26 protein-coding genes are annotated in these 26,453 nt (G+C 45.9%); 4 read left to right on the top strand and 22 right to left on the bottom strand.

All coding sequences use genetic code 11. From position 1 onward, the window contains the following. Positions 1-222: 222 nt before the first annotated feature. The 11 genes from ACE99V_RS17450 to ACE99V_RS17400 form a co-directional block, all read right to left on the bottom strand. Positions 223-1,752, bottom strand: a complete 1,530-nt coding sequence (locus tag ACE99V_RS17450; RefSeq protein ID WP_400492515.1) for an FGGY family carbohydrate kinase — start codon at positions 1,750-1,752, stop codon at positions 223-225. A 25-nt stretch (positions 1,753-1,777) separates the two neighbouring features. Further along, the gene (locus ACE99V_RS17445; RefSeq protein ID WP_400492514.1) at positions 1,778-3,244 is read right to left on the bottom strand and encodes an amino acid permease; all 1,467 of its coding nucleotides are present in this window, start codon (positions 3,242-3,244) and stop codon (positions 1,778-1,780) included. Positions 3,245-3,256: 12 nt separating this feature from the next. Continuing rightward, positions 3,257-4,036 carry a DeoR/GlpR family DNA-binding transcription regulator gene (locus ACE99V_RS17440; RefSeq protein WP_400492512.1) on the bottom strand — a complete coding sequence of 260 codons (780 nt, stop codon included), beginning with the start codon at positions 4,034-4,036 and terminating at the stop codon, positions 3,257-3,259. Between the two features lie 17 nt (positions 4,037-4,053). After that, the gene (locus ACE99V_RS17435) at positions 4,054-4,512 is read right to left on the bottom strand and encodes an SRPBCC family protein (RefSeq protein WP_400492511.1); all 459 of its coding nucleotides are present in this window, start codon (positions 4,510-4,512) and stop codon (positions 4,054-4,056) included. A gap of 18 nt (positions 4,513-4,530) precedes the next feature. Next, positions 4,531-5,367: an NAD(P)/FAD-dependent oxidoreductase gene (locus ACE99V_RS17430; protein ID WP_400492510.1), complete on the bottom strand. Its 837-nt coding sequence runs from the start codon at positions 5,365-5,367 to the stop codon at positions 4,531-4,533. Beyond that, positions 5,364-6,755, bottom strand: a complete 1,392-nt coding sequence (locus tag ACE99V_RS17425; protein WP_400492509.1) for an NAD(P)/FAD-dependent oxidoreductase — start codon at positions 6,753-6,755, stop codon at positions 5,364-5,366. The genes ACE99V_RS17430 and ACE99V_RS17425 overlap by 4 nt, the downstream gene beginning before the upstream one ends. 318 nt (positions 6,756-7,073) lie before the next feature. Continuing rightward, positions 7,074-8,075, bottom strand: a complete 1,002-nt coding sequence (locus tag ACE99V_RS17420) for a Bug family tripartite tricarboxylate transporter substrate binding protein (RefSeq protein ID WP_400492508.1) — start codon at positions 8,073-8,075, stop codon at positions 7,074-7,076. A 17-nt stretch (positions 8,076-8,092) separates the two neighbouring features. Then, complete coding sequence (locus tag ACE99V_RS17415; RefSeq protein WP_400492507.1) at positions 8,093-9,610, bottom strand: tripartite tricarboxylate transporter permease; 1,518 nt, start codon at positions 9,608-9,610, stop codon at positions 8,093-8,095. A gap of 47 nt (positions 9,611-9,657) precedes the next feature. After that, positions 9,658-10,122, bottom strand: a complete 465-nt coding sequence (locus ACE99V_RS17410) for a tripartite tricarboxylate transporter TctB family protein (RefSeq protein ID WP_400492506.1) — start codon at positions 10,120-10,122, stop codon at positions 9,658-9,660. A 15-nt stretch (positions 10,123-10,137) separates the two neighbouring features. After that, positions 10,138-11,331: a metal-dependent hydrolase family protein gene (locus ACE99V_RS17405; protein ID WP_400492505.1), complete on the bottom strand. Its 1,194-nt coding sequence runs from the start codon at positions 11,329-11,331 to the stop codon at positions 10,138-10,140. A gap of 59 nt (positions 11,332-11,390) precedes the next feature. Beyond that, positions 11,391-12,152, bottom strand: coding sequence for a GntR family transcriptional regulator (locus ACE99V_RS17400; protein WP_400492504.1), 762 nt, complete (start codon positions 12,150-12,152; stop codon positions 11,391-11,393). A 135-nt stretch (positions 12,153-12,287) separates the two neighbouring features. On the opposite strand from ACE99V_RS17400, the gene chrB reads away from it, so the two are divergent. From chrB to xerS, 3 genes are all read left to right on the top strand, one after another. Then, positions 12,288-12,875, top strand: coding sequence for a chromate efflux transporter ChrB (chrB, locus tag ACE99V_RS17395; protein ID WP_400492503.1), 588 nt, complete (start codon positions 12,288-12,290; stop codon positions 12,873-12,875). Continuing rightward, positions 12,875-13,417, top strand: a complete 543-nt coding sequence (chrA, locus tag ACE99V_RS17390; protein ID WP_400492502.1) for a chromate efflux transporter ChrA — start codon at positions 12,875-12,877, stop codon at positions 13,415-13,417. Before chrB ends, chrA begins: the two co-directional genes overlap by 1 nt. Positions 13,418-13,523: 106 nt before the next feature. Next, positions 13,524-14,648: a tyrosine recombinase XerS gene (xerS, locus tag ACE99V_RS17385; protein WP_400492501.1), complete on the top strand. Its 1,125-nt coding sequence runs from the start codon at positions 13,524-13,526 to the stop codon at positions 14,646-14,648. 58 nt (positions 14,649-14,706) lie between these two features. Here the strand turns inward: xerS and ACE99V_RS17380 are convergent, their stop codons facing one another. From ACE99V_RS17380 to ACE99V_RS17335, 10 genes are all read right to left on the bottom strand, one after another. Next, positions 14,707-15,156 (bottom strand): CoA transferase, encoded by a 450-nt coding sequence (locus ACE99V_RS17380; RefSeq protein WP_400492500.1) that lies wholly within the window; start codon positions 15,154-15,156, stop codon positions 14,707-14,709. After that, complete coding sequence (locus tag ACE99V_RS17375; RefSeq protein ID WP_400492499.1) at positions 15,047-15,403, bottom strand: CoA transferase; 357 nt, start codon at positions 15,401-15,403, stop codon at positions 15,047-15,049. Before ACE99V_RS17375 ends, ACE99V_RS17380 begins: the two co-directional genes overlap by 110 nt. A 16-nt stretch (positions 15,404-15,419) precedes the next feature. After that, complete coding sequence (locus ACE99V_RS17370) at positions 15,420-16,844, bottom strand: aldehyde dehydrogenase family protein (RefSeq protein ID WP_400492497.1); 1,425 nt, start codon at positions 16,842-16,844, stop codon at positions 15,420-15,422. A 4-nt stretch (positions 16,845-16,848) separates the two neighbouring features. Beyond that, a complete protein-coding gene (gene gabT, locus ACE99V_RS17365; protein ID WP_400492496.1) occupies positions 16,849-18,213 on the bottom strand; it encodes a 4-aminobutyrate--2-oxoglutarate transaminase in 1,365 nt (454 codons plus the stop codon). A 48-nt stretch (positions 18,214-18,261) separates the two neighbouring features. Beyond that, on the bottom strand, positions 18,262-19,869 hold the full coding sequence (locus tag ACE99V_RS17360) for a gamma-glutamyltransferase family protein (RefSeq protein WP_400492495.1): 1,608 nt from the start codon (positions 19,867-19,869) through the stop codon (positions 18,262-18,264). 33 nt (positions 19,870-19,902) lie between these two features. Continuing rightward, a complete protein-coding gene (locus tag ACE99V_RS17355; protein WP_400492517.1) occupies positions 19,903-20,433 on the bottom strand; it encodes a chromate transporter in 531 nt (176 codons plus the stop codon). 5 nt (positions 20,434-20,438) lie between these two features. Then, positions 20,439-21,017: a chromate transporter gene (locus tag ACE99V_RS17350; protein WP_400492494.1), complete on the bottom strand. Its 579-nt coding sequence runs from the start codon at positions 21,015-21,017 to the stop codon at positions 20,439-20,441. A gap of 211 nt (positions 21,018-21,228) precedes the next feature. After that, a complete protein-coding gene (locus ACE99V_RS17345) occupies positions 21,229-22,734 on the bottom strand; it encodes a tripartite tricarboxylate transporter permease (RefSeq protein ID WP_400492493.1) in 1,506 nt (501 codons plus the stop codon). A 13-nt stretch (positions 22,735-22,747) separates the two neighbouring features. Then, positions 22,748-23,200, bottom strand: coding sequence for a tripartite tricarboxylate transporter TctB family protein (locus ACE99V_RS17340; protein ID WP_400492492.1), 453 nt, complete (start codon positions 23,198-23,200; stop codon positions 22,748-22,750). A gap of 89 nt (positions 23,201-23,289) precedes the next feature. After that, positions 23,290-24,291: a Bug family tripartite tricarboxylate transporter substrate binding protein gene (locus ACE99V_RS17335; protein ID WP_400492491.1), complete on the bottom strand. Its 1,002-nt coding sequence runs from the start codon at positions 24,289-24,291 to the stop codon at positions 23,290-23,292. A gap of 187 nt (positions 24,292-24,478) precedes the next feature. Here ACE99V_RS17335 and ACE99V_RS17330 point away from each other — a divergent pair, with 187 nt between their 5' ends. After that, entirely contained in the window at positions 24,479-25,192 is a 714-nt protein-coding gene (locus tag ACE99V_RS17330; protein WP_400492490.1) for a GntR family transcriptional regulator, read from the top strand. 77 nt (positions 25,193-25,269) lie between these two features. On the opposite strand, the gene ACE99V_RS17325 is transcribed toward ACE99V_RS17330, so the two are convergent. Further along, positions 25,270-26,453: Zn-dependent hydrolase (locus tag ACE99V_RS17325; RefSeq protein WP_491624847.1), on the bottom strand; the 1,184-nt coding region annotated here is incomplete at its 5' end.

The following is a 26,453-nucleotide window of genomic DNA, read 5'->3' as shown; positions in this document are numbered from 1 at the left end:
ACTCTGTTTGGATGGGGGAGATGTTTATGGTACACTTCACCTTATGGGTGCTCCTTTCTTTGTGGGTGATGTTCTCGACAAACACCATTCTACCAAAGATTTGGAGCACTTTTTCGTTTGGTTAAGGAATGTTACTTTCGAAATTCAGGATAAATAAAAATGGTACAGGTAAATCACCTATACCATTGGATCATAGTGTCATTTTGATCAAGATTCACCCGCTTACTTGCTGCTTTCCAGCAGGAGACGAATGGTCTTGTTCCACTTTTCCCGCGCTTGTTTGCGCAGCTCATCGGACCATTGGGGCTCATACGTTTTTTTCATATGGATTTTTCCCTGCAGCTCTTTACCCGTCCACCAGCCGCATGCCTCCCCTAAAAGATAAATAATGCCCATCGAGGTAGTTTCGTTCGTTGCCGGCAGTTGAACCGGGATCCCGAGTAAATTCGCCTGGTATTGCATCAGATAGGGATTTTGCGTGAGTCCGCCATCTACTCGCAGGGCGGTGATCTTCTGTCCAACCGCTTCTTCCATGGCCAGGAGAAGATCAGCTACCCGTTGTGCGATTCCCTCCAGAATGGCTTTGGCAAGCATTTTACGATCGGTAGAATGGGAGAGCCCCATGAACATTCCTCTGGCGTCGGAATTCCAGTATGGGGAACCGATTCCGTTAAGGGCAGGGATGAAGAGTACATCGGTAAGGACGTCTTGCGGTTGATCGGCAGATCTAAGCTTTGCCAACCATTCCTCTGACCAGCTTTGGAGTTCCGCAAGATCTTGATACAGCCCCAGCGCCTGCATGCCCCACTCAATTGCTGAACCTGCGGCATAGATAGCGCCGTCCAGCGCGTAAGTCAACTGACGATCCCGCTGCCAAACCACAGTGGTCAACAGTCCGTTCTTGGCTGGCGGAGGTGCAGTCGTTCCCACATTCATGTACGCGAAGCATCCGGTGCCGTACGTGCATTTGGACATTCCCGGCTCTACGCACAAATGGCCGTATAAGGCGGCAGGCTGATCGACGAGGCTAACCAGGATCGGCGCCTTAATTCCGCAAAATGCCTCCGGATCACAGTGACCGAACGTGCTTACCGTTGGCAGGATTTGTGGCAACCACGCTTCTTCAATCTCCAGGTATTGCAGGATTTCCCGATCCCAACACCCCATGCGGTGATGATAGAGAAGAGTCCGTGCCGCCGTAGATGCGTCGGTTACATAAGCCGCGCCGCCGGTCATTTTCCAGATCAACCAGGAGTCAAGCGTGCTGCAGTAAGCCCGATTTTGGTTGATTTTTTCCTGAACGGCCGGCACCTCTTCCATCATCCAACGGATCTTGGTCGCTGAAAAATAGGGATCAATACGCAGCCCTGTCTTCTCCCTTACTTTTTGCTCCCAATCGCCATCCTGTTTCCAGCGTTCCGCAATCTGATCGGAACGCCGACACGACCAAACAACGGCGGGATAAAGCGGATCCCCGCTAAGAGAGTCCCAAAAAAGCACAGTCTCTCCCTGATTTGCCAGCCCGACCGCTGCTACCTGATCAGGCTGAACATTTCCCTTTTCCAACGCCTCGGCCACGCCGATCCGTACTTTTTCCCATATCTCTTCGGGATCATGCTCTGTCCAACCGGACCGTGGATAGTGCTGCGTATGCTTCTGATAGCTTTCAGCAACAACCATGCCCTCCCGGTTGACAACCAGAATTTTGCTTCCCGTTGTCCCCTGGTCGATCGACAGCAAATAGTTTTTCATGGCGGACTCCTCCTTTGTTCCCTGATCAGAAGCTCGCCTTATCCTGTTTTTTCTCAATTGCAAATGTTCTGTCTTGAATGCCGATACGGCCTTCCATAATGCCTTTACGGAAAAAGAGGAAGTAGAGAATCACACCTAACACCATCAGGCCGGCTGCGACAAAGGCCACTTTGTGAAAATCAGCAGGAACGGTCAAAATTCCAATTTCAAAGAGCAACCATGCAATGGTAATGAAGGTAAGCGGCCCTCTCCACTTGCCAAGATCAAAATGATCCGATGTCGGCAGTTCTTTTCGTCTCCACGCGTAAGCGGCGACCGTGATCAAGTAGAGTGAAGCAGGCAGTACGGCCGTAGCACCAACCAACAGGGTTAAGGAATCTGCAAACAGAACGGCCAGAATCCCAAGGATCAATACCAGGAGGACAGCGTTCGTCGGAACCGAAGTCTGAGGCGACACTTTCTTGAAGATCGAGGATCCAAAGAAAACGTTGTCGCGGGACAAAGCGTAAATCAGACGGGAAGCAGACGCCATAATGATCAATCCGCAGGCGAAAATGGAGATCAACACCATCGCCAGAAAGATTGCGGAAACCGCTGTGCCAAGACGATTTTGCAAAATGTATGGGATCGGGTTAGCCGCAGATAGAACCGCGGGCAGATCGGTAATGGCAGCGGAAATCACGATCAGCATAATAAAACCGATGGAACCGCTTAAAATCACGGATAAGATCATTGCGCGCGGAACGGTTTTCTTCGCATCGATCGTCTCTTCGGACAGGTTTGCCGCCGCTTCGAAACCGACCAGCGTGTAGGAACCCATCAACGCGGCCAAAATAAATGCTCCCAAGTATGAACCACCAGTTGAAACGGCAGTGCCCGGATTGACCAGCATGCTCCAATCTCCGCCTTTGACCAGTACGACAACACCCAATACAAGAATGATGCCCACCATACCGATCACTTCGGTATACACGGCGATATCGTTAATGCGAGTAGCCAGTTTTACGCCGTAAATATTCAGCAGCGCTTGCACCACCAGCGTACCGATTACGATCCAAACCAGCGTAGACGACCCGGTATCCCAGCCAAACATTTCGGCAATGATGGGCGCCAAGGCGTAATCCACAGTCGGAACCACGATGACAAGAAAACAGAAAGCAATCCAACCGGCAAACCACCCTAAGCCGGGATTGGCCAGACGGCTTACCCACTGGTAGGAGTATCCGCTAAGCGGAATACGGCCAGCCAGCTCTGCGAAGATAATGGCAACCAGCAGGTGACCGATTGTCACAATCGGCCATGTCCAGATGCCTGCAGGGCCAGAGGTATTCAAGACAAAACCGTAGTTGGTGAAAATACCCGTCGTAATCGAAATGAATGAAAACGCAACGGCGAAGGAGCTAAACAGCTTCAACGTCCGTTTTAACTCCTGTGTATAATGGTAATGCTGCATGTCGCGCGTATCGTTGTTTTTGATACTCGGTTTGCTCATGGTCATACCTCCTCATTCATTTTTCGTTTGCATGTCGACAACAACGATCTGCAACCCTTTTTCTTCCAGTTGCTGCAGAGTTGATTGAGGGGCGCCAGAATCCGTGATTACGACATCAATGTCGGTCAACTCTGCCACTTTGGTGAAAGCGGTTACATTTATCTTTGAATGATCAAGCAACGCATACGTTTCTTTCGCGTTTTTTAACATCAGCTGCCTTACATCCGATTCCCCGACATGGTAATCGGTAAATCCGCTCTCCATTGACAGCCCGCCTGCGCCGATAAAAGCCTTGTCAACATAAAAGGGCTCCAGGCTTTTCCGCGCAACCGGTCCGGACAGTGCCAGCTCGCCTGACCGCAGCTCACCTCCACTCATAATCACCTTGGCATGGGGGTTTTTGGACAGCTCCAGCGCAACCAAGAGCGCGTTGGTAATGACCGTAATCCCCTTCTTCTCCAGGAGCTGTTTCGCAAACAATAGGGTTGTGGTGCCTAAATCTATATAAATGGCGTCGCCATCTTCCACGTAGGAGGCGGCGGCGACGGCAATTGCCTCTTTTTCATCCAGGTTCAGCACGCTTCTCTTCGCGTATGGGGGCTCCACATTCGTCTGATTTAATATCGCCCCGCCATGGACTTTTTTCAACAATCCTTTTTGCTCCAGCTCGTATAGGTCTCGACGTATCGTTTCCCGTGTTACATTTAGATTGTTGCAAAGCTCCGCTATGCGCACCGACTGGTTCTCTTTCAACCATTGCAGGATAAGCTGCTGTCGTTCTTCTTGCAGCATCGTTGTTCACCTTTTTCTTAAATGGACTGTTTTTTTGCAAACAGGGCCTGCACGTTTTCGGCAAACTCCCCGGCTGACTTTTTCACTGTGCCTTTCATTAAAATATCGCCCAGGGAAGCGAGCCGTCCGGTCATCTGCAGATCCATATCGTAATGGACTTCCGTCACGTCGGGGGAGAGCTCTTTTAGCAAAATGTGCAGTTGATTGCGGAATAAACCTGCCAACGCCACTGGCTGACCGATCATTTCCACCTTCAGCTCCTGCCCTTCTATCGCTTCCTTCAATTCCCCAATCGCTTTAAAATTGATCGTCATAAATTGGACCTTCACTTCCATGGTTGCTTCATAACGAGTCGGGTTTACCATCACGACCTCTTTACAACCCGGCACGCATCCCGACAGTTTTTCCACGTCCATGAAAACGGACCAAACATCCTCTTTTTTCGCTTGAATGGTAAACGAATCGGACAGTTTCATCGTATACACTCCTTTCGATCACTCTTGCAACAGATGCCGCATCGCTTGTTCTGCCAGGATGACCGAATTGCCGTGATCGTCATCCCCCATGGAAGTGCAGCTTCCGGCCGCATAGACATGCGGAAGATTGGTTCTGCCATTTTCGTCAACTACGATGGCACCATGATGATCGCGTTCTACCTGCGTTCCTTTTAAGAAAAAAGTGCTTGGAATGCGCCCTTTGGCAAAAATCAACGTATCACACTCTTGTTCCCGGATGATTCCGTTTTCGCGGTTTTTGAGCGTAATGCCCTCCAGCCGAGAAAACCCCGTAACGCCTGTCACCTCCCACTCAGCACCTGAAAAGGTGAGAAGTTCACCTGCATGCTTCTTTAGCAAGGCGGCAGCACTGCCGGTAATTCGCCCGCTCTCCATCAACACGATCCGGTTACCCGGTTGATACCCTCGCTCTAGGAGTTGCAGCGCCATCATCGGTGTCATCACCCCTGCCGGCCGTGAACCCGGAATGCGGTGAGCTTCCCTCGGCTTTTCCAATGCCCCGGAAGCAATCAGCAACCGTTTGGCCTCAACCGAGTACGTGCCCTCAGGAGATTGCACATACAGCTGATGTGGCTCACCTGGGAAAAAACCCACTACGGTCGACTGTGTTTTGATTTCATAGGGCAAATTTTCCGCTTTATTCAGCAATTCCGCCTCTTGGGCAAAGCTTGACTCTTCCCAATACGGTCGGGTAAAACCGCCGGGGGCTTTCTGATAATCGAGCAAGAGGACGTTCTCAACCCCCTTTTCCGCCGCCATTCGGGCCGCCGTTAACCCCGCTATGCCTGCACCAACAATGATCAACTCATATGTCATCCGTGTTTCTCTCCTTGCGTGAAAGCTAAATAAGAGTGGCGAACTCCTTTGACAGGAGCTGAAGTGCTCGCCATCAAATCAAGGATTTTCGGTATGCAGCAGTTACCCTGGCACTCTCCGAGCGTCGCTCCTGTTCTCCGTTTTACGCCATCCACTGTCTGCGGGGCCAACGGTCGGCGCAGCGCGTTTTCGATCTCGCTTCTGGTAATGGAGCGGCAGAGGCAGATGATTTCGCCGGTTTCTTGCTCTTCCACGAACAAATCTGGCAGCTCATGTTGCGAATCCTGTTTTTCTGATAGGACCAACCCTGCTTTTTCCAGCTGCTCGACCACCATCTGGGCAATGCCGGGAGCTGCGGATAAACCGGTGGAACGAATGCCCGCCGCGTGTACCAGTCTAGGCTCTATGTCCGATGGACGAATGACAAAATCGCCTGTGCTGCAGACCGCTCTGACGCCGGCAAACTGGCGAATGGAAGAATAGTCCCGGACGCCGGGAATCAACTTTTCACAGCCGGCTAGTACAGCTTCCATACCGTCGAGGGTGGTAGATCGATCTACCTTATCCTCTTGATCTTCAGCCGTTGGTCCGAGCAAGAATCCGCCGAATACCACCGGCGAAACGAGTACGCCTTTTGACTTTTTCGTCGGCACCGGCAGGATGATGTTGGAGATCGAAATTGGCTCTTCCGTCAGGATAAATTGCCCTTTTCGCGGAGTGATGGCATAGCTTTCATCTCCCACCAAGGCAGCAATTTCATCCGCCCATAAGCCGGCTGCATTGACGGCATAACGAGTCTCAATCTGCCGCCCGCTTTCCAGATGGAGGCGAAGACCGTTTTCCATTTTTTCGATCCGTTCCACTCCGCTCCCAAGCGATACCTCTGCTCCGTTTACCACCGCTATTTCTGCAAAGGCACGTGTAGCCCAGAACGGATCACAGATCGCTTCACCCGGAACCGCCAGTCCTCCGATTGTACTCTGGGAAACAGCCGGGTTAGCCTGTAGAATCTCTTCTCTTGACAGCCACTGAACATGGACACCGTTTGCTTTGGCGTTGGGAACATACGTATTTTCAATCAAGTCCTTTTCTTCCTCGTTGGTGGCGATCATCACCGCACCGCAAGGAATGAAAGGGATTTTTAAATCTTCCACCAATCCGGGCCATAAATCCCTGGCACGGCGAAGACACTCCGCTTCAATGGAGCCCGGCTTGGAGTCGAATCCGGTATGAACGATTCCACTGTTCGCCTTGCTGGTTCCTTCACATACATCGGGCTGCTTTTCTATCAACAGCAGCTTCAATTGATAAAAGGAAAGCGCGCGAAGAATCGCTGTACCGACCAATCCTCCTCCGATCACCACAACATCGTACTGATTATTTTGCATTTTGTTCCACCAGCCTCAGATTTATGTTTGCAATTTGTTGTTTTATTTTGCTTTTTTTATCATTATATTCAGATAATTCGAGGTTTGTCAATATGTTTGAAATTTGATGTGGAAAACTGACTCATGTATCACCGTAAAGTAAGAAAACCCACCCGGCATTAGCTAACGCTTCGCCGGGCGGGGCCCCGAACACTTTTCTAGCGGCTGTATGGGATGTCCAAATTTATAAATTCTTATACACAAAAAAGCAGTCTAAAACTAGAAAATAAGTTTTAGACTGCCAAATTTGTAATTGAACTACTAGTCACATTTTTCTTTTTATTTTTTTAAACTATTCACATATTTTTGGTATTGCTCTCCACTCGTCATATAGTATTGATAATATTCCTCTGGACTTTGAACGGTGGGGATCTCCAAATGGCGCTGCTTGGCCATCTTTTTCCATTCCTCTGTTTCAATTACTTTCTTAAGTGCCTTAAACCAAAAATCTACCGTAGCATCTGGTACTTCTCCACCGGTTACCAATCCATACGTTCTTTTGTATACCAAATCGATGCCTTTTTCTTTTAATGTTGGTACATCCGGGAAACTTTCAGAGCGTTTTTCTGAAAGAACGGCTAGTACTCGAATGTCTCCCGTTTTAATATAATCTTGAACGTTTGAAGGAATTCCAAGAGTTGCATCTACTTGTCCACCCAATAGACGAGTAAGGCTCTCAGAACCTCCGCCTGTTGGTACATAGTTTATCTTTTTAATTCCATATGCTTGTCGAATTTGATCCCAGTAAAAAGTCTCCACTCCATCAATGGCACTACTAATGCTGATCGTTAAATCCGGATTTGATTTGAGTGCATCGAGCAGTTCCTCGATCGTCTTATACGGAGAATCTTTTCTTACAATGACTAAAACTTCTGAAGCCACAAGGGGAATAATGGGCTTAATATCCGATGGTTCAATCCCGATCCCTTTCCAAATCGGATCGCCAAATTCATACATTCCCACTAAAACATAGGGATCATTCTTGCGCTTTTTCAATTCTTGAAATGCTAATGCTCCCCCGCCTCCCGGCATATTCTTAATGACAAATGGTTGACTGACAATGCCTTGCTCGTTAAGGATTTTGCTAGCCTGCCGTGCAGTCAAGTCAATAGTGCCTCCTGGGACAAATCCGACTAACCAATCAATCGGTTTATCAGGATAGTTTGAAGGTAAACCGTTGTCTTTGTTTCCCGCCGAGTTGGAACTGCATGCAGCTAAGAAAACAAGTGCGGTGATCAATAAAAAGTGAATCATTTTTTTTACGACACTTCTTTTATTCACATCATTTCCTCCTAAACTTAATTTTCAAGATAAGAATTTTTCGTAAATGATTCTTTCAAATTTATGATGAGTAGTTTGATCATCGGTGATAGGAGAATGGCTATTGTGATGATAATAAAAAACAAAGAGATGGGATTCACAAAAAAGATAGAAAAATCACCTTTGGAAATGGATAAAGCTTGTCTCAAATTCTTCTCAATATCCGGCCCCAATATTACTCCCAAGAACAACGGAACTAATGGGAACCCGTTTTTTTCCATAATGTAGCCGAATACTCCAAAGAAGATCATTAAACCAACATCAAATAAACTGAAATTCAAGGTATAAACACCTACAAAGCAAAGTACCGTTATCAACGGAACGATATAAGCGTCTACTTTTTGGATGAGTTTCGCAAAAACAGGGACAAATAACGTATTCATAATCAACAATAGAATGTTGGCTATGAACAGTCCGGCAAAAGCCGCCCAAACGATGTCTCCAGAATTTTTAAACAATAATGGACCGGGCTGCAAACCGACCATCATCAATCCACCTAATAAAATGGCGGCAGATCCTGACCCTGGAATACCTAATGCAAAAGTAGTAATGATGTCCCCACCTACACCAGCACTTACCGCTGCTTCTGGAGCGCTTAACCCTTGAGGGACCCCCGTTCCGAATTTCTCTGGATGTTTCGATACTTTTTTTTCTGCATTGTATGAAAGAAACGTAGCCAAAATCCCTCCCATTCCCGGCAGTACCCCGATCAGGAAGCCAATCACGGATCCACGAATCATCGCTGCAACATTGCTGATGACTTCATGAATTTTGGGAAACAATGAGGAATAGCCAAATGTTATTTGAGAATTCAAATTACGTCCTTGTTCTAGTCGAATGAGCGCTTCGGATAAACCGAACATACCAATACCGATTACCGTATAGTCAATTCCATCCCATAAATTTACAACACCAAAGGTTAAGCGTTGTTCACCTGTGACTGAATCAAGGCCAATCGTTGCCAACATTAACCCCAAGAACATGGAGATAACCGGCTTTAAGGGGTTTTTTTGCATCAATCCGCATGTGGCAATCATCGCAAAAACCATTAACGAAAAATATTCAGCCGGGCCAAACACCAAAGCAAATTTTGCCAATAGATTTGTAAAGAACACCATTCCCAATATACCGAATGTTCCCCCTATGAATGCGGCAATCGCACTCAGAGTAAGGGCGTAGCCTGCTCTCCCTTGCCGGGCCAAAGGATATCCATCGAAAGTGGAAACAAGTGCGTCCGCATCCCCCGGAACATTCATCAATATGGAAGTGATCCTCCCCCCAAACTTGCATCCTAAAAAGACACTCATCAACAGTATCAAAGCATCCAATTTATCTAATTGAAAAGTTAGCGGCAATAACATGGAGAGTCCTGATACGGGTCCGATCCCAGGAAGCGCACCTACCAACGTGCCTATGGTGATTCCAATCAAGCACCATAATAGTGCACTAGGATCTGTTAGAACCGTCGCAAAACCTGCAAACAGTTCAGTCAACATAACAACCCCCTGCAATCAATTGTAGTAGAGTATTGTTTTAACAGTAATTAGCTAAACAAACCTATTGGGAGTACGATTCCTAAACATTTTTCAAAAACTACATATATGGAAAGCATTAAGATGGCGGAAAACATGATTGACCTATAGAAAGACATTTTTTCAATGAACCACAACGACACTAGTACAAATAGTCCTAAACTGATTAGCATCCCGATTACTTCGGTTAAAGCAAGGCAAACAATTAAGAAAAAGACAAACACAAGCTGATTTTGAAAAATACTGCGTTTATTCTTCTCCTCTTTATCTTCAGTCTTTACTCCATCATACTTTCTTACAAAAACTTTAACTGCATAGCAAATGGTCAATATGCTTAAAATCGTTGATATAATCAGGGGAAAAAAACCAACTCCTAGCGATCCATTATATTCGGTTAAAGGCAAATCCAAAGATGCTTTCCAAAAGATTCCGACAAAGATTAACAAGAAGAGGGAAAAGAATCGGTTTAATACCACAAGAGTAACCCCCTGTCATTTTTTTAAATGAACAGATTTTCCCGCTTTGAGGACGAGCTTTTGGTTACGTAGACGAGAAATATCCTCTAGAGGATTCGATTCCAGGATCACTAAGTCAGCTAAATACCCTTCTTGGATTCGGCCTACATTCTCCGCTCTAATTGCTTCAGCGGCAATGGATGTCGTAGATTTAATGATTTGCATTTCTGACATTCCCGCACTTCTCATCACTTCTAATTCTGCAAATATCTCTTCAGGAGGATTGCAAGGTGATCCGGCATCTGTTCCGGTTGCGATTTTTACACCGTATTTGACAGCTTTTTCAAGCATAGAGAAGTGAATTTCTGCAACACGTTTTGCTTTTTCCACTGCATATTGGGGGATCCCGTATTTTTCCCCTTCCGCAATCCGGGTCATAGCAACCATCGTTGGTACCAATACCGTTCCTTTTTCAACAAACATTTCTAGAGCACGATCATCCGCATAAATTGCATGTTCGATCGTATCGACTCCTGCCTCCAAGCTGTTTAGAATTCCCTCTAATCCTTGTGCATGAGTGGCTACCGGTACGTTTTTCTTATGAGCTTCTTCTACTGCTACCTTAATTTCCTGTAGAGTCAACTGGGGGGAACCCGGTTCTTCTCCCTTTGAATAAATACCACCCGTTGCAAAAAGCTTAACGACATCCACATGGTTTTTTAATAGTTGTCTCGTTGCCTTTCTTACTTCGTCTTCCCCATCCACTTCTTTACCCATCCGAAAATGTCCGCCAGTCATAATTAGCGGAGTTCCAGAGGTATATACGTTAGGGCCTTCATGCAGTCCCAATTGTATAGCTTTTTTAACCGCTAAAGTGGTTAGGCCTGGCGATCCAACATCACGAATCGTAGTAACACCGAGAACCAGATGACGCTGAGCATTTCTCAATGCATGCAGCGTGATCATCTCCATGCTTTCTCCTTTGATGAAGGTGTCCGGATCAGGGCTTCCGTCACGCATTATATGGGTATGGCAATTGATTAGACCCGGCAATATCCATGCCCCTTCCAAATCTATTGCTTTTACCTGTGCCAGTTCATCGGAATGAAAGGGTCTATTCCCCACTTCTTCAATCTTTCCTGTTTCTTGATTGACAACAACATAGCCATTTCTAATCTCATGATCATGTACTCCATCAATGATGTTTGCATTGGTATAAACAACTCTCATTTTTAGGTCTCCTATCAAATGTTTTTTTTGATTGTTTTACCCCTACAAGTTACCTACATTTATCCCCTCCATGAGAGATCTAGTTGTAGGTTGTTGTCATTGAATACATCAAAACTAAAACGATGTCCTTCAGCTGTAAACCACAACATAGTATGCTCCACGGGTGTGCCATCTTTTGTGTAAAGAACCCTTTCAGCGCCTAAAACTGCACTATTTTCCTGTATGGATAGTGCTTGTGCGATTTCAGCCGAAGCACATTCTGCAAAAATCTCAAGGTGAACCTGCCTTATTGGTACATTTAATTTATTCTCTAAAATGAGATGGATGGGATTTTGTTCAGCCTCTTCAATCGTGACGAAATCCATTACGCTGGGATTCAAGTTGATTTGTGCCAGGACTGCCGGTTTTCCATCAACAAAACATAAGCGAAGAATGGTTTTCACTTTTTCGCCTTTTTGTAATTGGAATACTTCTCTGGTCGATTCATTCGCTTCTTCGATTTTATACCCAATTAATTTTGTTTCGTGAGACATTCCGGCTGCTACAAGAGTTTCATACACCCCTTTAAAGCCTTGAGTAGGATGATAAATCGTCGTATTCCGAACGAACGTTCCCTTCCCTTGTTTCTTCTCAATTAAACCTTTCTCTGTCATGTCCTGGATCGCCAAACGAACGGTAGTACGACTCACATTGAATAGCTCCATTAATTCTTGTTCTGTTGGGATCTTGGCCCCTTCTGTATACACCCCCTCCTGGATCTGTTTTTGAATGGTTTCTGAAATTTGTTGATACATTGGAATGAAACTCTTTCGATCTAACATGTACTTCCCTCATCTCCTCAATTTGATAATACGTTATAATACGTATTTTTTCAACGGTATATTCAAAATTGAAATAATGTTTGTTATACTTACAAAAATTAAACAATGATCATTTGATAAAGGGGAGAAAAGAGCATGAGTAACCCATACAAAGAGCTAACAATCGCCATGCTTCGAACCGGTATTCTAGGTTACGGAGGGGGACCTTCAGTGATCCCTCTCATACAGTATGAAGCCGTATCCCGCTACCGTTGGATGGATGATGATGAGTTTGGCGAAGTGTTGGCCATTGCAAATGCGTTGCCCGGTCCGATTGCAACAAAGATAGCCGCGTATTTAGGGTACAGGCTAAAAGGGATTACGGGAGCGATCTTGGCTGTTTTTTTACACATTTTACCTACAAGTATTGCGATGGTGATGTTACTCAAGATTGTTAGTGTGTTACGTGATTTATCGGTGGTTTCGGGAATGATTTCGTTTGTCATGCCCGTCATCTCAGTGATGTTAGGAATGATGGCATATGATTTTGCTGAAAAAGCCATCAAAGGTTTAGGTAAGTTAATAGGAGGCGGGTGTTTTCTCCTTTCATTTTTCCTGCTGCAGGTGATATCTGTTCATCCAGCGGTTGTGATTTTGATTTTTCTTGCCTACGGTACTGTCCATTTTAAACTGGATCATTGGTTTAAACGAAAAGGAACGACAAATGAGAAGGTGTCAGCATAATGGTATTATTATCGTTATTCGTTGGATTTTTTGTGGCAAATGTTCTCGGCTACGGGGGAGGGCCTTCTTCTATACCGCTAATGTATCAAGAAATTGTAAATCGGCATCAGTGGTTAACGAATCAGGAGTTCTCTAACATGCTTGCACTGGGAAATGCCTTACCCGGTCCGATTGCAACCAAAATTGCTGCCTATGTTGGTTATGATGTCTATGGATGGTGGGGATTAGGGATTGCCTTGTTTGCTACCGTGTTTCCCTCTGCATTGGCCCTGATCTATCTTTTGAGAATGATTCAACGGCACCGGCAGTCATTAGTGGTAAAAGGGATGACTTTGATGGTACAGCCTGTAATAGCTGTTATGATGCTGATTCTAACTTGGGAAATAAGTGTAGACGCTGCATATTCGATCGGTATTGAGCAATCACTGATCATTGCAGGTATTGCTTTTTTAGCCATTGGAAAATTTCGTATCCATCCTGCTTTCATCATCATTGCTTCGTTCGCTTATGGAGGAATTTATTACACCATCATTAACGGATAAAAAAGACTTGCTTATGTCAGCCATGTCCATTCAATAGGAATGCTTGTTCGCAATCGCTTTTCACCATAAAATAAACGTAGAAAGAATCAGGACTGGTGGTGTAAAAGTGACTGTCACAAAGCATCGAGACGCGATTTCTTTACTGGAAAAGGTCCAATCGTTTCCCTGGTATGTGGAAAAATATGTGGAACATAAGAAATCAAAAAAGAGCTCCCCATCCACTCTTCTCGGATACTTGCGTGATTTTGAGTATTTCTTTCGGTGGATGATGGCCGAAGGATTGACCGCGGCCACAGAAATGAAGGACATTCCCTTAGAGGATCTGAATGATTTGAAAAAGGAATCCGTCGAAAGCTATCTCATTTACTTGCAGGAGTCCCATCTGTACGAACGGAACGTGTTCCTGACGAAACCAACCAAGAGTGCAAAAAAAGAATACAGTGACCGAACGATCGCACGAAAAATCTCCAGTTTGAAATCGTTGTTCTATTATTTGTCTGCGCTTGCAGAAGATGAGGATGGGGAGTCTTATTTGAGTCGCAATGTGATGGCCAAAATTGAAACCAACGTGGAGGAAATCACGCCTTTAGCCCGTGCTCATTCCATTCGGGCCAAGATCCTCATCGATGAGGAGATTCAACGTTTCGTTCATTTTGTCTACGAAGGGTACCTGGCCTTTTGTGATACGAAGAGGAAACAGCTGCATCATCTGCAAAACAGGGACAGGGACACAGCGATCGTTGCTCTCATCTTGTCGGGTGGTTTTCGAGTCTCCGAAATCATTAACCTAAACCTGTCAGATATCGTGTTGGAAAAAAATCAGTTAAAGATGATACGAAAAGGCAAAAAGGAAGATGCTCCCTTCTTCAGTGACTGGGGGAAAGCTTATTTGGTTCAATATCTTGAGAATCGTGGAAAATATAAACCTGCGGAAGGTGAAGAAGCTGTTTTTTTGGCCCTTTCCCCTACCAAACCGTATGGTCATCGGATTGAACTGCGTACGGTACAGAAGTTCGTAAAGAAATACGGCAAGGCCTTTGGCATGCCTGATCTCTCCGTACATAAGCTTCGACATAGTTTTGCCACACAGTTTTTACGGTTAAATCCGGACCCTCACCAGCTTCAGGCTCAATTGGGTCACTCCAAGATCGATACGACCATGCAGTATGCCCATGTTCTTGATGATGCTTTAAGTCAAGCCATTAATCGTACCACTTCGTATAAAGAATAAAAAGGTAAAGGCTCTCTTACAACCCTGTTGGAAGAGAGCCTTGATTCAAAAATTTTACTTAAATGATCCTATTCACCTTAAATTGTACGATTTCATCTTCTGTATACCCAAGTTCCGACAAGATCAAGTGGCTATGTTCACCTAAAGAGGGGGCAGGCGTTTCGATGGACCCCGGTGTTTTTGATAATTTAATCGGGATTCCAGGCATCAAAACACGACCAGCATTCGGATGCTCCTGATAAATGACCATCTCTCGTGCTGCTACTTGAGGATGTTGGACGACCTTTTCGATATCGTTGATTTCACTGCATGGTATTCCTGCATCTTCAAAAACCTGGAGCCATTCTCTCCCGGTACGTTTACTCAAGACCTCACTCATCTCTTTCTCAAGTTGGTCGTTACCTGCCGCAACTACAATATGTCCATCCGACACGGGCAATACTGCAAACGGACTGATAGAAGGATGCCGATTGCCAGTTGCTTTGGGAGTACTTCCCTGAAACCGCATAGCGTGCAATCGCGTTCTCAACGGACGCTCCTACGCGGGTTGGCATCCCATCCGGTTCTCCGGTTAAACTCATGATTCCTCCCATCGCTTGCACGATTAAGTCGTAAGCTGCCCGTTGGCTGTATGGACCTGTATGGCCAAATCCGGAAACCGCAGCATAGATGATGGATGGGTTGATTTTTTCCAATTCTTCGTATCCAAGACCCAGTTTCTCCATGGTGCCGGGACGATAATTCTCTAGAACCACCGAGTTCAGCAATTTGTTAAAGCTTGATACTAATCAGCTTCAGTTCGGTCATTTCCTCAACAGCATATTTCACACCTTCGCGCCCAAATCCGCTTTCTTTTACTCCGCCATACGGCATGTTATCGACTCGAAAGGTCGGGAAATCATTGATCATGACGCCGCCCACTTCCAATTCTTCAGCAGCGCGCATGGCAGCCTTGATATTGTTTGTGTAGATTCCGGCCTGTAAGCCATAACGAGAATGATTGACTGCTTCAATCGCTTCCTCCAATGATTGAAAAGAAGATAAGGTGACAAGCGGTCCAAACACCTCCTGGCAAGAGACAGGTTCATCGGCAGGCACATTGATCAAAATGGTAGGCGGATATACGCGGTCAGAGATCTCCTTACCGCCTGTGAGTATTTCCGCTCCACGGGCGATGGAGCTTGCTACCCAATCTTTCATGCGGGCAACTTCCTTTGTGGAAATCATCGCCGACAAGTCTGTCGCTTCATCAAGCGGATCGCCAATGACCAATTGCTCCGCTGCCGCCTTGAATTTTGCAGCAAACTCTTCAAACTTGCTCTCGTGGACGAGGATGCGTTGAATCGAGATGCATACCTGGCCGCTGAAAGCAAAAGCCCCCATAACACAGCGGTCGATAAGCTCTTTTGTAATCTCGACGTTTTCGTCAATAATCAAACCGGAGTTGGAGCCGAGCTCAAGCGTGACGCGTTTGAGCCCAGCCTTGTTTTTCATCGCAATGCCTACTTCCGGGCTTCCCGTGAAGGTAAGGGCAGCTACGCGATGATCCTTTACCAGCATTTCTCCAACTACGGAACCTTTCCCTGGAATCACGTTTAACGCACCTGCAGGAAGTCCCGCTTCTTCGAAGATTTTTGCAAGAGCAAGTGATGACAGCGGCGTTTGACTCGCTGGTTTCAGAACCACCGTATTACCTGCAGCGATCGCCGGCCCCACCTTGTGTGCTACCAGATTAAAAGGGAAATTAAATGGAGTGATGGCGCCTACTACCCCAATTGGTTTTCTCACAGTGAAAGCAATCCGCCCTTCTCCCCCTGGCGCTGCATCAAGCGGCACTGTTTCTCCATGAATCTGCCTGGCTTCTGTGGCCGCAAACTTGTAGGTCTGAATGGTTCGCGCAATTTCTCCTCTTGCTGTTTTCAGTGGTTTTGCTGCTTCCAAGGCGAGGATTCGGGCCATTTCTTCTTTACGCTGTTCAAGCAAACTCGCAACTTTTTCCAAAATAGCTACACGTTCATGCGCAGGCATTTTTGCCATGGTCGGTGCTGCTGCCTTTGCCGCCTGGATCGCTTCATCCGTATCTTGTTCATCTGCCTGAGCCACGAGTGCGATGCATTCCCCTGAAAACGGGGAGCTTAGCTCTTCATAGCGCTTCGCTTCTTTCCATTGTCCATTGATATAGAGATGCTGTTTCATAGGATCATACTCCCGCTGTCATTTTGGATACATACAATTCTTTGAGAGCAGCACCGATGATGGCCAAACCTTCGTGAAGCTGTTCATCCGTGATGACGAGCGGTGTTAAGAAACGAAGAACGTTTCCATGCACACCGGCACTTAGAATAATCACTCCTGACTCATAGCATGCTTTGGTTAAAGCAGCTACAAGTTCTTTGCAAGGTTGTTTTGTGATTGGATCAATCAATTCTACGGCACACATCGCACCGAGCCCGCGAATATCTGCAATGACCGGAACTTCTTTTTTCAAGGAAGCAAAATAGCTTTGGATTGCTTCACCAATCACTCGTGATCTCCCAGGAAGATCTTCACGTTCCATCTTCTCAATGACAGCAAGAGCAGCTACGCACCCAAGCGGACTTCCGCCATAGGTACCGCCGATTTCTCCGGGATTTGGCGCATCCATGATCTCTGCTTTGCCGATGACACCACTGATTGGCAAACCTGCTGCAATGGATTTGGAAACGGTCATCAAGTCTGGCTCAATACCAAAATGAGTCGAAGCAAACATCTCGCCTGTACGTCCAAAACCGGTTTGAATTTCGTCGGCAATAAAGAGAATGTTATGCTTTTTGCAGATGTCGTACACGCCTTTTACAAAAGATTTTGGCGGAACAATAAAGCCGCCTTCCCCTTGTACAGGTTCCATGATGACAGCCGCTACTTCTTCGGGAGCCACTTCCGTGTAAAGAAAATCTTCAAATTGTCGTACACAGAAATCGGCATAGCTTTCTTCTGACATATCCTCTGGGCGATGCAACGGATAAGGGAACTGTGCTTTATAGGTGGCAGGAGCAAACGGCCCCATCTGGAATTTGTAAGGCTTTACTTTACTGGTTAAAGACATTCCCATCAAAGTGCGGCCATGAAATCCGCGCGTAAAAGATACGATCCCTGGTCTGCCGGTGTACTTTCGAGCGATTTTGACCGCGTTTTCTACGGCTTCTGCGCCACTGTTTGCAAACATCGCTTTTTTCGGAAATTTGCCTGGCGTGATTTCCGCTAATTTCTCGGCTAATGCCACATATGGCTCATACATCGCGACATGGAAGCAGGTGTGAATATATTGTTCTGCTTGTTGTTGAATGGCTTGCACGACTTCAGGCGGACAATGTCCTGCATTGATCGTTCCGATGGCTCCTGCAAAGTCGAGAAACACATTTCCATCTACATCGTACAGAAGCGCACCTTCCGCTTTTTCAACAAAGATGGGGGTGTTGTTGCCTACTCCCTTGGGAACATACTGTTTTCTTTTTTCTAGTAATTCAGTTGATCGCGGACCTGGTACTGGTGTCGATACGGATACAAATCGGTTTTTCTTTTCCATTTACATCTTCCCCCTATTGAAAAGTATTGTGCTCTTGATTCAAGGATGTTACCATGCGGCCACGGATCCATCTGTCCGAGGCTCGGTCCCTCCTGCAAGAACCCCATTCTCATCCCGAATGATGATCTGTCCTCGGCCGAAGCCGCCTGCATCCACCGCCCATTGGATATGATGGCCTTTTTCAGCCAACGAGAGTGCGATGTGTTCTGGCACGCTATGCTCTAATTCAACTGTTTTGTGAGAGAGCCATCTCCATCTTGGAGCATCCAAAGCGGCTTGAGGATTGAGATGAAAATCAATCATATTCATCACGACTTGCACGTGTCCCTGCGGCTGCATAAATCCTCCCATTACCCCAAACGGTCCGACCGGTTTGTTATCCTTGGTCAAGAACCCTGGAATGATGGTGTGGTAGGTTCGCTTTCCAGGCTCCAAGCGGTTTGCGTGAGAAGGATCAAGAGAGAAATTGTGTCCGCGGTTTTGAAGACTAATTCCCGTTTCAGGAACAACCAGGCCGGAACCAAAGCCCATGTAGTTGCTTTGAATGAAGGAAACCATATTGCCCTCTTTGTCTGCAGTAGCCAGATAAACGGTTCCCCCTTTTGGCGGTTCGCCTGATTCCGGAACCCATGCAGATTCTCCGATCCAACGTCTTTTCTCGTCACTAAAAGCGTCTGAGAGCAGCTCTTCAACGGAGATCATCATCTTATCTCGCTGCGTAATATGCTTTAATCCTTCGCTAAAGGCGATCTTCATGGCTTCAATCTGCTTGTGATACGTATCAACGGAATCTTTTGCGGAAAAATCAAACCCTTTTAGTATATTTAATGCCATTAAGGCAATCATTCCTTGTCCGTTGGGAGGAATCTCCCAAACATCGTATCCACGATAATTGACCTGAATCGGCTTTACCCATTCCGGTGTAAAATCAGCCAAGTCTTCCTTGGATAAATAGCCTCCATGTCGTTTGGAAAATTGATCAATTTTGTCAGCCAACTCTCCTCGATAAAAGGACTCTGCTTTTGTTTCGGCGATCGACTGGAGAGTTCTTGCATGATCAGGAGATCTCCAGATTTCACCTACCTGTGGAGCTCTGCCTTTGGGAGCAAACGTTTTGAACCAATGAGCAAATTCTTCGCCTTTTCCATGTTCTTTATAGGTTTCAAATGATTTTTTCCAATACTTGCCCAAGGTCGGGGAGATCGGGTATCCTTCTTCCGCGTACTGGATAGCTGGTTGCAATACCTCGTTGAAAGGCAGTTTCCCGAAGCGTTCCGACAGAGTTGCCCATGCAGCAGGTGCTCCCGGTACGGTCACAGGAATCCAACCGTATTTCGGAATACTCTCTATTCCCTCTTTTTTTAGTGCTTCAATGGAGATGCTTTTCGGTGAAGGGCCGCTCGAATTTAATCCGTGCAGCTCCCCTTTTGTCCAAACGAGAGCGAATGCGTCGCCGCCGATCCCGTTTGAGGTAGGTTCGACAACAGTTAAACATGCAGCCGTGGCAATCGCTGCATCAATCGCATTCCCCCCCTTTTTTAATATTTCCAAGCCCGCTTGTGCAGCCAAAGGCTGAGAGGTAGCAACCATCCCGTTTCGGGCATATACAACATTGCGCTGTGAGGAATAAGGGTAGTGTTGAGAGTCAAATTTCATCGTGATTTCTCCTTTTTTTGAATGTTTGTTCTTTTAATGAATAAACGCCATTCCATACACCATAGACATGGCAATGACAATCGCCGGATTCACTTTCTTTCTTTCAAGGAAAAAGTACGCAACTGCTGTCAAGAGAAGGGTATGTACCCATCCTGCGCCTTGTACCGCATTTTTGAAAAATTCGTAGGCTAGGATCCCTAGCAGAACAGCTACAATGGGTCGGACTGACTGGGTCATTGCCTTAACCTGAGGAGCTTTTTGAAAAATTGTGACGAACTTGAGGAGCAGGATCATGGCAATAGCCGTTGGAGCTACCGTCGCGAGGAAAGCGACAATCGCCCCGGGCACACCGCCTACTTGATATCCGATGTAACCCGCCAATTTTGTATTGATGGGGCTTGGCAATGCGTTGCCGAGAGCCAATATCTCGCCGAATTCCTCAACGGTAAGCCAATGATAGTGATTTACCACTTCGTTCTGGATGAGCGGGATGCTCGGTGGTCCTCCGCCATACCCCAGCAGATTGGCAATAAAGAATGCCCAAAAAATATCTATATACAACATGGTCATCATGCTCCTACATCCAATGACTTTTTTTCGTGCTTTCTCGTTTGCCAGGTGGAATAGAGAAAGGAACCAACCAAGGATAAGGCAACCAAGATTCCAGGATGTACATCGAGAAGGTGAATCAACACAACCGATATAAGCATCATCCCAACAAATCCCTGTTTATTTCCTGCATCCTTCCATCCTTTTACCGCAAACTCATAGGCTAAAGCGGCCATCATGATCCCAATTACCGGCTGAATGGCCTGCACCATGCCATGTACCAGACCCGACTCCTTCAGAGCGTAAACAAACTGCAGCAGCCCGATCATGGTGATGAGAACAGGGAGCGTAACAGCGGAAATAGCGATAATGGAACCCGCCCATCCTTTTACTTTATAGCCAACATAGCTTGCCATTTTTGTTGCGATGGGCCCCGGAAGCGCATTGCCTAATGCCAGATAATCGGCAAATTCATCCGCGGTAACCCACTTATACCTTTTCACGCATTCCGTGTGAAACAGGGGGATCATGGACGGACCTCCACCATAGCCAAAAATCCCGATACGAAAAAATGCGAGAAATATGTTCCAGTACTCCAAAGGAAACCCATCCTTTCCTCTATCTTCTTCGCTTGCCAATGACTGTTTGGTATTAAACAAATTGTATACAATAATTGTATACAATTTCAATAACATTTTTGATTTTATTTTTTATTTTCTGACACGTGAAGGAAAAAGATCAGTAAGCCTTTTGTGTGGGCTACTGACCTTCCAGACAGCAATCGATTCAGGCATGGAAATCAAGCGTGGATTATAGCTCCACGTCACTTACCAATCCGCCCCTTTTATTTTTCAAACTAGTAAAAATCGTAGCGAGCAATACGATGAAGATGAAAACAAGTAAAGCAGCTGAAATGGGTCTTTCGAAGAAAATGAACATACTTCCATCGGAAAGCGCCAGTGATTGCAGCAATGATGATTCAATTTGTGGTCCCAACACGAATGTGAGTACGATGACAGCCAATGGAATATCCAGCTTTTTCATAAAGTATCCGACTAGCCCGAAAAACAGCATGACCGCAACATCCCATAAACTGTTGTTTATGCTGTAAGCACCGATAAAAGATAGAAGCAAAATGATCGGAAACAAGAGCTTATACGGAATGAGCGCAATTTTGGCCCATACTCTTGCCATCGGTAAATTCATGATCAGTAGAATTACGTTACCAATAAACAAGCTGGCAATAACAGCCCAGATAAAATCAGGATTATTCTGAAATAATGCGGGTCCAGGGGTCAGTCCATGCATCATAAAAGCCCCGAAAAGGACCGCTACCGTCGGCGAACTGGGTATGCCTAACGTGAACAAAGGGATCAGGGCAGAGCCGCTGCACGCATTATTCGCGGTTTCCGGACCCGCTACCCCTTCAATGGCCCCTTTTCCGAATCTTGAAGGGTTCTTCGCAATTTTTCTCTCAACGGAATAAGAAAGCAAGGAAGCAATCACTGCATTGGCCCCGGGAATGAGCCCAACGATAAAGCCTATTATGGTTCCACGGCCGATCGATTTGAAGGTAGGGCTCCATTCCCCTTTCTCAGGCAGCAATCGGGTTACTTTGGCTGGCTTCTCGTGACTCATTTTCTGTTCAGCATTTAAGAGAATTTCTGAGATGCCAAACAGACCCATAGCAACGGCCACAAAATCCAATCCATCAATCAGATTAACGATTCCGAAGGAAAAACGAATCTCACCGGAAATAGGATCCATGCCGATCAAGGAGAGCAGTAATCCAAAGGTAGCCGCAATTAATCCGCGAATGACTGATTTCCCCATTAATCCAACTAACATCATCAATCCCATCAGCATCAACGTGAAAAATTCAGGTGGCCCAAAGCTTAAAGCGAAGGAAGCCAGGATCGGCGCCACAAAGGTTAATCCAATAATGGATATGGTCCCACCGATAAACGAGCCGATGGCTGCTACTCCTAAAGCTGTCCCTGCCTTTCCCTGCCTCGCCATTTGATGACCATCAATACAGGTAATGACCGAAGCGGCTTCTCCTGGTGTATTGATCAACACGGAGGTGATGGTTCCACCATACATGGCCCCGTAATAGATACCCGACAACATGATGATCGCGGAAATGGGATCCATGCCAAATGTAAGCGGGATGAGGATAGCCGTTCCGGAAACGGGCCCAAGACCTGGCATTACGCCAATAAACATTCCGACCGTTACCCCAATCAAACAGTAAAGGAGGTTCCACCAGGAAAGCGCACTCCCAAATCCATCAAGCAAATAGGTCATTGACTCCATATACGCTCCTCCCTCACCATCCCAAAATATTAACAGGAAGTGGTATTTGTAATAAAACGTCGAATAGCACAAACAAGCAAATGGATATACAGAAAGCCATCCCTAAACTTGTGTACCACTTGTATTCACCATTAAACAAGACAAAAAGGAATATCGTGCTCGCAATCACAAAACCAGTAAAAGAGATGATACATATAAGGAAAGCCAATAATCCAATAATGTTAACTATATTTCTTCTGCCTTCTTTGGCAGGCAGGAAATCAAGAAAAGGTAAGGGATTTCTAAACGACTCCGCTATGTAAAGGAGGGATAAAACTCCCAATATGGCGCTTAACCATACAGGGAACATAGCAGGCCCTGGTCCAAATTGACCTATATATTCATAATGTAGCGACTCCATGAAAAAAAGGATGGCGATCCCTAAAAAAAACATTCCCGCCCACGTACTTGCATTTTTCTTTAACAACGATTACACCACCTTACATTCACTCAACTGTCGCTATAAGAAGGGTATATAATGGGAATAAATTTCACCCTTATATACCCCTTTGCGCTTTATTTAATGATTCCAGCAGCTTTCAAAACTTCACCATTATTTTTATACTCTTCTTCAATCGCTTTTTTGAAATCGTCTGGTCCGGCATATGCGGTGTCGATTCCGAGCTTTTTATATTTCTCAATGACTTCGGGGTCTTCAATCGCTTTTTTAAACGTTTCGTGCAAGATATCTCTTATTTCGGCAGGCAAGTCTTTTGGCGCAAAAACCCCTGTCCACACATCTACCGCGACGTCAATTCCCTTTTCCTTAAGAGAAGGAATGTCTTTAAACGCTTCGGATTTCATCGTGCCCGTATTGATCAGAACCCTCATCTCACCTGAATCGACGTGAGGTTTTGCTTCAATCGCACCAATGATGGCTCCCTCTACATGGCCACCCAACAAGGCGGTGATGGCTGGCGCCGCTCCTTCAAAAGGCACCTGCTTGGTTTGCACGCCTGCTTTCATGTTCAGTGCTTCCATGGTAATATGTCCCGATAATCCTGTACCGGCAGTGGAATATCGGAATTTGCCAGGGTTTTGTTTTACATAGGCCAACCACTCGTCAAAGGTTTTCCACGGTGCATCGGACCTTACTACCAATACGTTTGACATGGAAACGACTCTCATAATCGGCTGAATATCATTTGGTGTATATTTTGTTTTGCCGAAATGCGGCTGAATGGTAATAGGTCCTCCTGTCGTCGTGCCAATGACATAGCCATCTGGCTGGGTCTTCACCACTTCTGTCGTTCCGACCGTGCCGCCGCCGCCCGGTTTGTTCTCGACAACAATGGTTTGGCCATTAGGCAGGTACTTGTTTGCTGCCTGCGCAATAATCCTCGCCGCAATATCCGTATTCCCCCCAGGTGTAAATGGCACGATCATCTTGATCGCTTTTTTCGGGTAATCAACTACTTTGCCAGGATTCGTACCTGTTGTTTGTTGACCGCATGCCGTCAGTAGTGCAGATACCAGCAATAAGCAGCTGGCCACTCCATAAAAACGCTTTCTTTTCAAATGATTTCCTCCCCTTTTTACGAAAGATTCCTTTATTGACATATTTCTTTCTGTGTGCAAAACTGTATACATAAATTGTATACAATTTAGATTTGATTATATTGAATATTTTTCGAAAAATCAATAGGTTGAAAATATTAAATAATCCTATAATAGAACTAGTTCTGACAGTGAGGAGGTATTCATATTGGAAGCTGCGGAAAAAACATCACTTGTAGACAAAATCTATCTACAAATTAAAAGGGCGATTGTAAATAGAGAAATTCCTCCTGGTACCAAGTTATCGGAGGAAGTATTGGCAAATATTCTCAATGTAAGCCGGACGCCCGTCCGTACAGCATTACAAAAACTTTCCTACGAAAAACTGGTAGACATTAGTCCTCGCAAAGGAGCTTCTATTGCGAACCCAACTGCTAAGGAAGTAAAAGAAGTTTTTGAGATGAGGATCTTACTCGAAGAATATACCGTGGAAATGGCTTGTCGAAACTTTAAACAGACAGACGATACCGCTGCGAGACTAAAACATGTACTTGCCATTGAAGAAAAGGCTTATCGGGACAAGGATTTTAGCAATGTCTTGCAACAAGTTCACAACTTTCATATCGAGATCGCAAAGCTGTGCAATAATGGCCTCATCGTTCGTCACCTGCAGGAACTTATTTTGCTGACGAACATATACATCACGTTTTATAGTGAAATGAGTATAGAGTCTCCAAACTCCCCAGGGGAACATCTCAAAATCTTGCATGCAATCGAAAATAACGATGTCGCTTTGGCCAAATATCTGATGCGGCGACATATCGAAGATGTAAGCAAGCGACTCAATTTTAATTTGATTCGGAATTACAATATCAATCTGCAGGACATATTGCTAGGTCAAGGCTTGGATGTACGTGAATAGACACCTCCATCCTTTCATAACAAATGAAGCCCGCGATCCTTTTCATGGACGGGGCTTCATTTTTATGATGTCATCTTTTACACTATTTTTCTTTCGCCTGCAAGCCGCAAAACCGTATGGTAAAGAACATTCGCTCCATCTCCACAGTCTTCCTTAGAACTCCACTCGGCGGGATTGTGGCTGATTCCATCCTTGGAGCGAACGAAAATCATCCCGATTGGGCAAAAGTCTTTGAATTGCATTCCATCGTGGCCGGCCCCGCTGGGAAGCGTCATCGTTTTGCGTCCTATTTTTTCACATGCCCATTCAATCGTTTCTCGAATTTCTTGGGAACAAGGGGCAGGTGCTACCCGTTGCAAGGTTTCTATATGGATAGCCACACCGCGCTCGTCACAAATTTTTCGGGCGTTGGATATGATCTGATTCTCGAGTTCGGTACGAACCTGCTCGTCGATATCGCGAAGATCCAACGTGAATTCGACTTGTCCGGGAATCACATTAATCCCACCCGGTTTAACGGAGATCTGCCCAACCGTTCCTACCGCGTCCGGGTATTTTTTTACCTCGTTATCTATTGCTTGTATCACAATAGCGGCAGTCGTTAACGGATCCTTGCGAATCGTCATGGGGGTAGCACCTGCATGGCCAGCCTCACCGAACAATGTGAATTTCAGCCACAAAGGACCTGCGATACCCGATACAATCCCCACGGATAAGCCACTGTTTTCCAGAATCTTTCCCTGTTCGATATGTAGCTCAAGATAGGCTTTCACCGACCCTTTTGCTCGTGCCGCCTCTGATATCCGGTCAGGATCGAGTCCAGCTTCTTTCATCGCTTGTGCAAGGGTAACTCCCTGTTGATCCGCATGTTGCAAATGCTCATGCTGCAAAGTTCCTGCAAGGGCTCTGCTCCCAATCATCCCAAAATGGAAACGGGTTCCTTCCTCGTCGGTAAACGCGATTACTTCAATGGGATGCTCCGTCACCACCTTATGTTCCTGCATGGATTGCAACACCTCAACAGCCGCAATCACACCAAGAGGACCATCAAACATACCTCCTTGAGGAACGGAGTCAAGATGTGAACCCATGATGATTGTAGGAGTGTCTTTTTGGAGTCCTTCTTTTCGGCCAATCAAATTCCCTGCAGCGTCTTCTCTGACAAACAGGCCGGCTTCTTTCATATAAGACTTCCATGCCGCGTTCACGGCATCACTGATGAATGAAAATATTGTCAATACTGCTACTACGGCTGGCGAAG

It is taken from the genome of Brevibacillus soli (genome assembly GCF_044759095.2).
GTDB lineage: Bacteria > Bacillota > Bacilli > Brevibacillales > Brevibacillaceae > JBIYSM02.
This window is presented reverse-complemented; position numbering and strand designations above follow the sequence as displayed.

What these genes read in the sequence shown, in the direction of transcription:
- ACE99V_RS17400 (WP_400492504.1), bottom strand. Translation starts at nt 12,152, where the DNA reads ATGTTAGATCGAAAGAGTTTCATTCCAATGTATCAACAAATTTCAGAA.
- ACE99V_RS17440 (WP_400492512.1), bottom strand. Translation starts at nt 4,036, where the DNA reads ATGCTGCAAGAAGAACGACAGCAGCTTATCCTGCAATGGTTGAAAGAG.
- ACE99V_RS17405 (WP_400492505.1), bottom strand. Translation starts at nt 11,331, where the DNA reads ATGAGAGTTGTTTATACCAATGCAAACATCATTGATGGAGTACATGAT.
- ACE99V_RS17370 (WP_400492497.1), bottom strand. Translation starts at nt 16,844, where the DNA reads ATGAAACAGCATCTCTATATCAATGGACAATGGAAAGAAGCGAAGCGC.
- ACE99V_RS17425 (WP_400492509.1), bottom strand. Translation starts at nt 6,755, where the DNA reads ATGCAAAATAATCAGTACGATGTTGTGGTGATCGGAGGAGGATTGGTC.
- ACE99V_RS17360 (WP_400492495.1), bottom strand. Translation starts at nt 19,869, where the DNA reads ATGAAATTTGACTCTCAACACTACCCTTATTCCTCACAGCGCAATGTT.
- ACE99V_RS17345 (WP_400492493.1), bottom strand. Translation starts at nt 22,734, where the DNA reads ATGGAGTCAATGACCTATTTGCTTGATGGATTTGGGAGTGCGCTTTCC.
- ACE99V_RS17380 (WP_400492500.1), bottom strand. Translation starts at nt 15,156, where the DNA reads ATGCGGTTTCAGGGAAGTACTCCCAAAGCAACTGGCAATCGGCATCCT.
- ACE99V_RS17430 (WP_400492510.1), bottom strand. Translation starts at nt 5,367, where the DNA reads ATGACATATGAGTTGATCATTGTTGGTGCAGGCATAGCGGGGTTAACG.
- ACE99V_RS17435 (WP_400492511.1), bottom strand. Translation starts at nt 4,512, where the DNA reads ATGAAACTGTCCGATTCGTTTACCATTCAAGCGAAAAAAGAGGATGTT.
- ACE99V_RS17445 (WP_400492514.1), bottom strand. Translation starts at nt 3,244, where the DNA reads ATGAGCAAACCGAGTATCAAAAACAACGATACGCGCGACATGCAGCAT.
- gabT (WP_400492496.1), bottom strand. Translation starts at nt 18,213, where the DNA reads ATGGAAAAGAAAAACCGATTTGTATCCGTATCGACACCAGTACCAGGT.
- ACE99V_RS17450 (WP_400492515.1), bottom strand. Translation starts at nt 1,752, where the DNA reads ATGAAAAACTATTTGCTGTCGATCGACCAGGGGACAACGGGAAGCAAA.
- ACE99V_RS17355 (WP_400492517.1), bottom strand. Translation starts at nt 20,433, where the DNA reads ATGTTGTATATAGATATTTTTTGGGCATTCTTTATTGCCAATCTGCTG.
- ACE99V_RS17415 (WP_400492507.1), bottom strand. Translation starts at nt 9,610, where the DNA reads ATGTTGACTGAACTGTTTGCAGGTTTTGCGACGGTTCTAACAGATCCT.
- chrB (WP_400492503.1), top strand. Translation starts at nt 12,288, where the DNA reads ATGAGTAACCCATACAAAGAGCTAACAATCGCCATGCTTCGAACCGGT.
- chrA (WP_400492502.1), top strand. Translation starts at nt 12,875, where the DNA reads ATGGTATTATTATCGTTATTCGTTGGATTTTTTGTGGCAAATGTTCTC.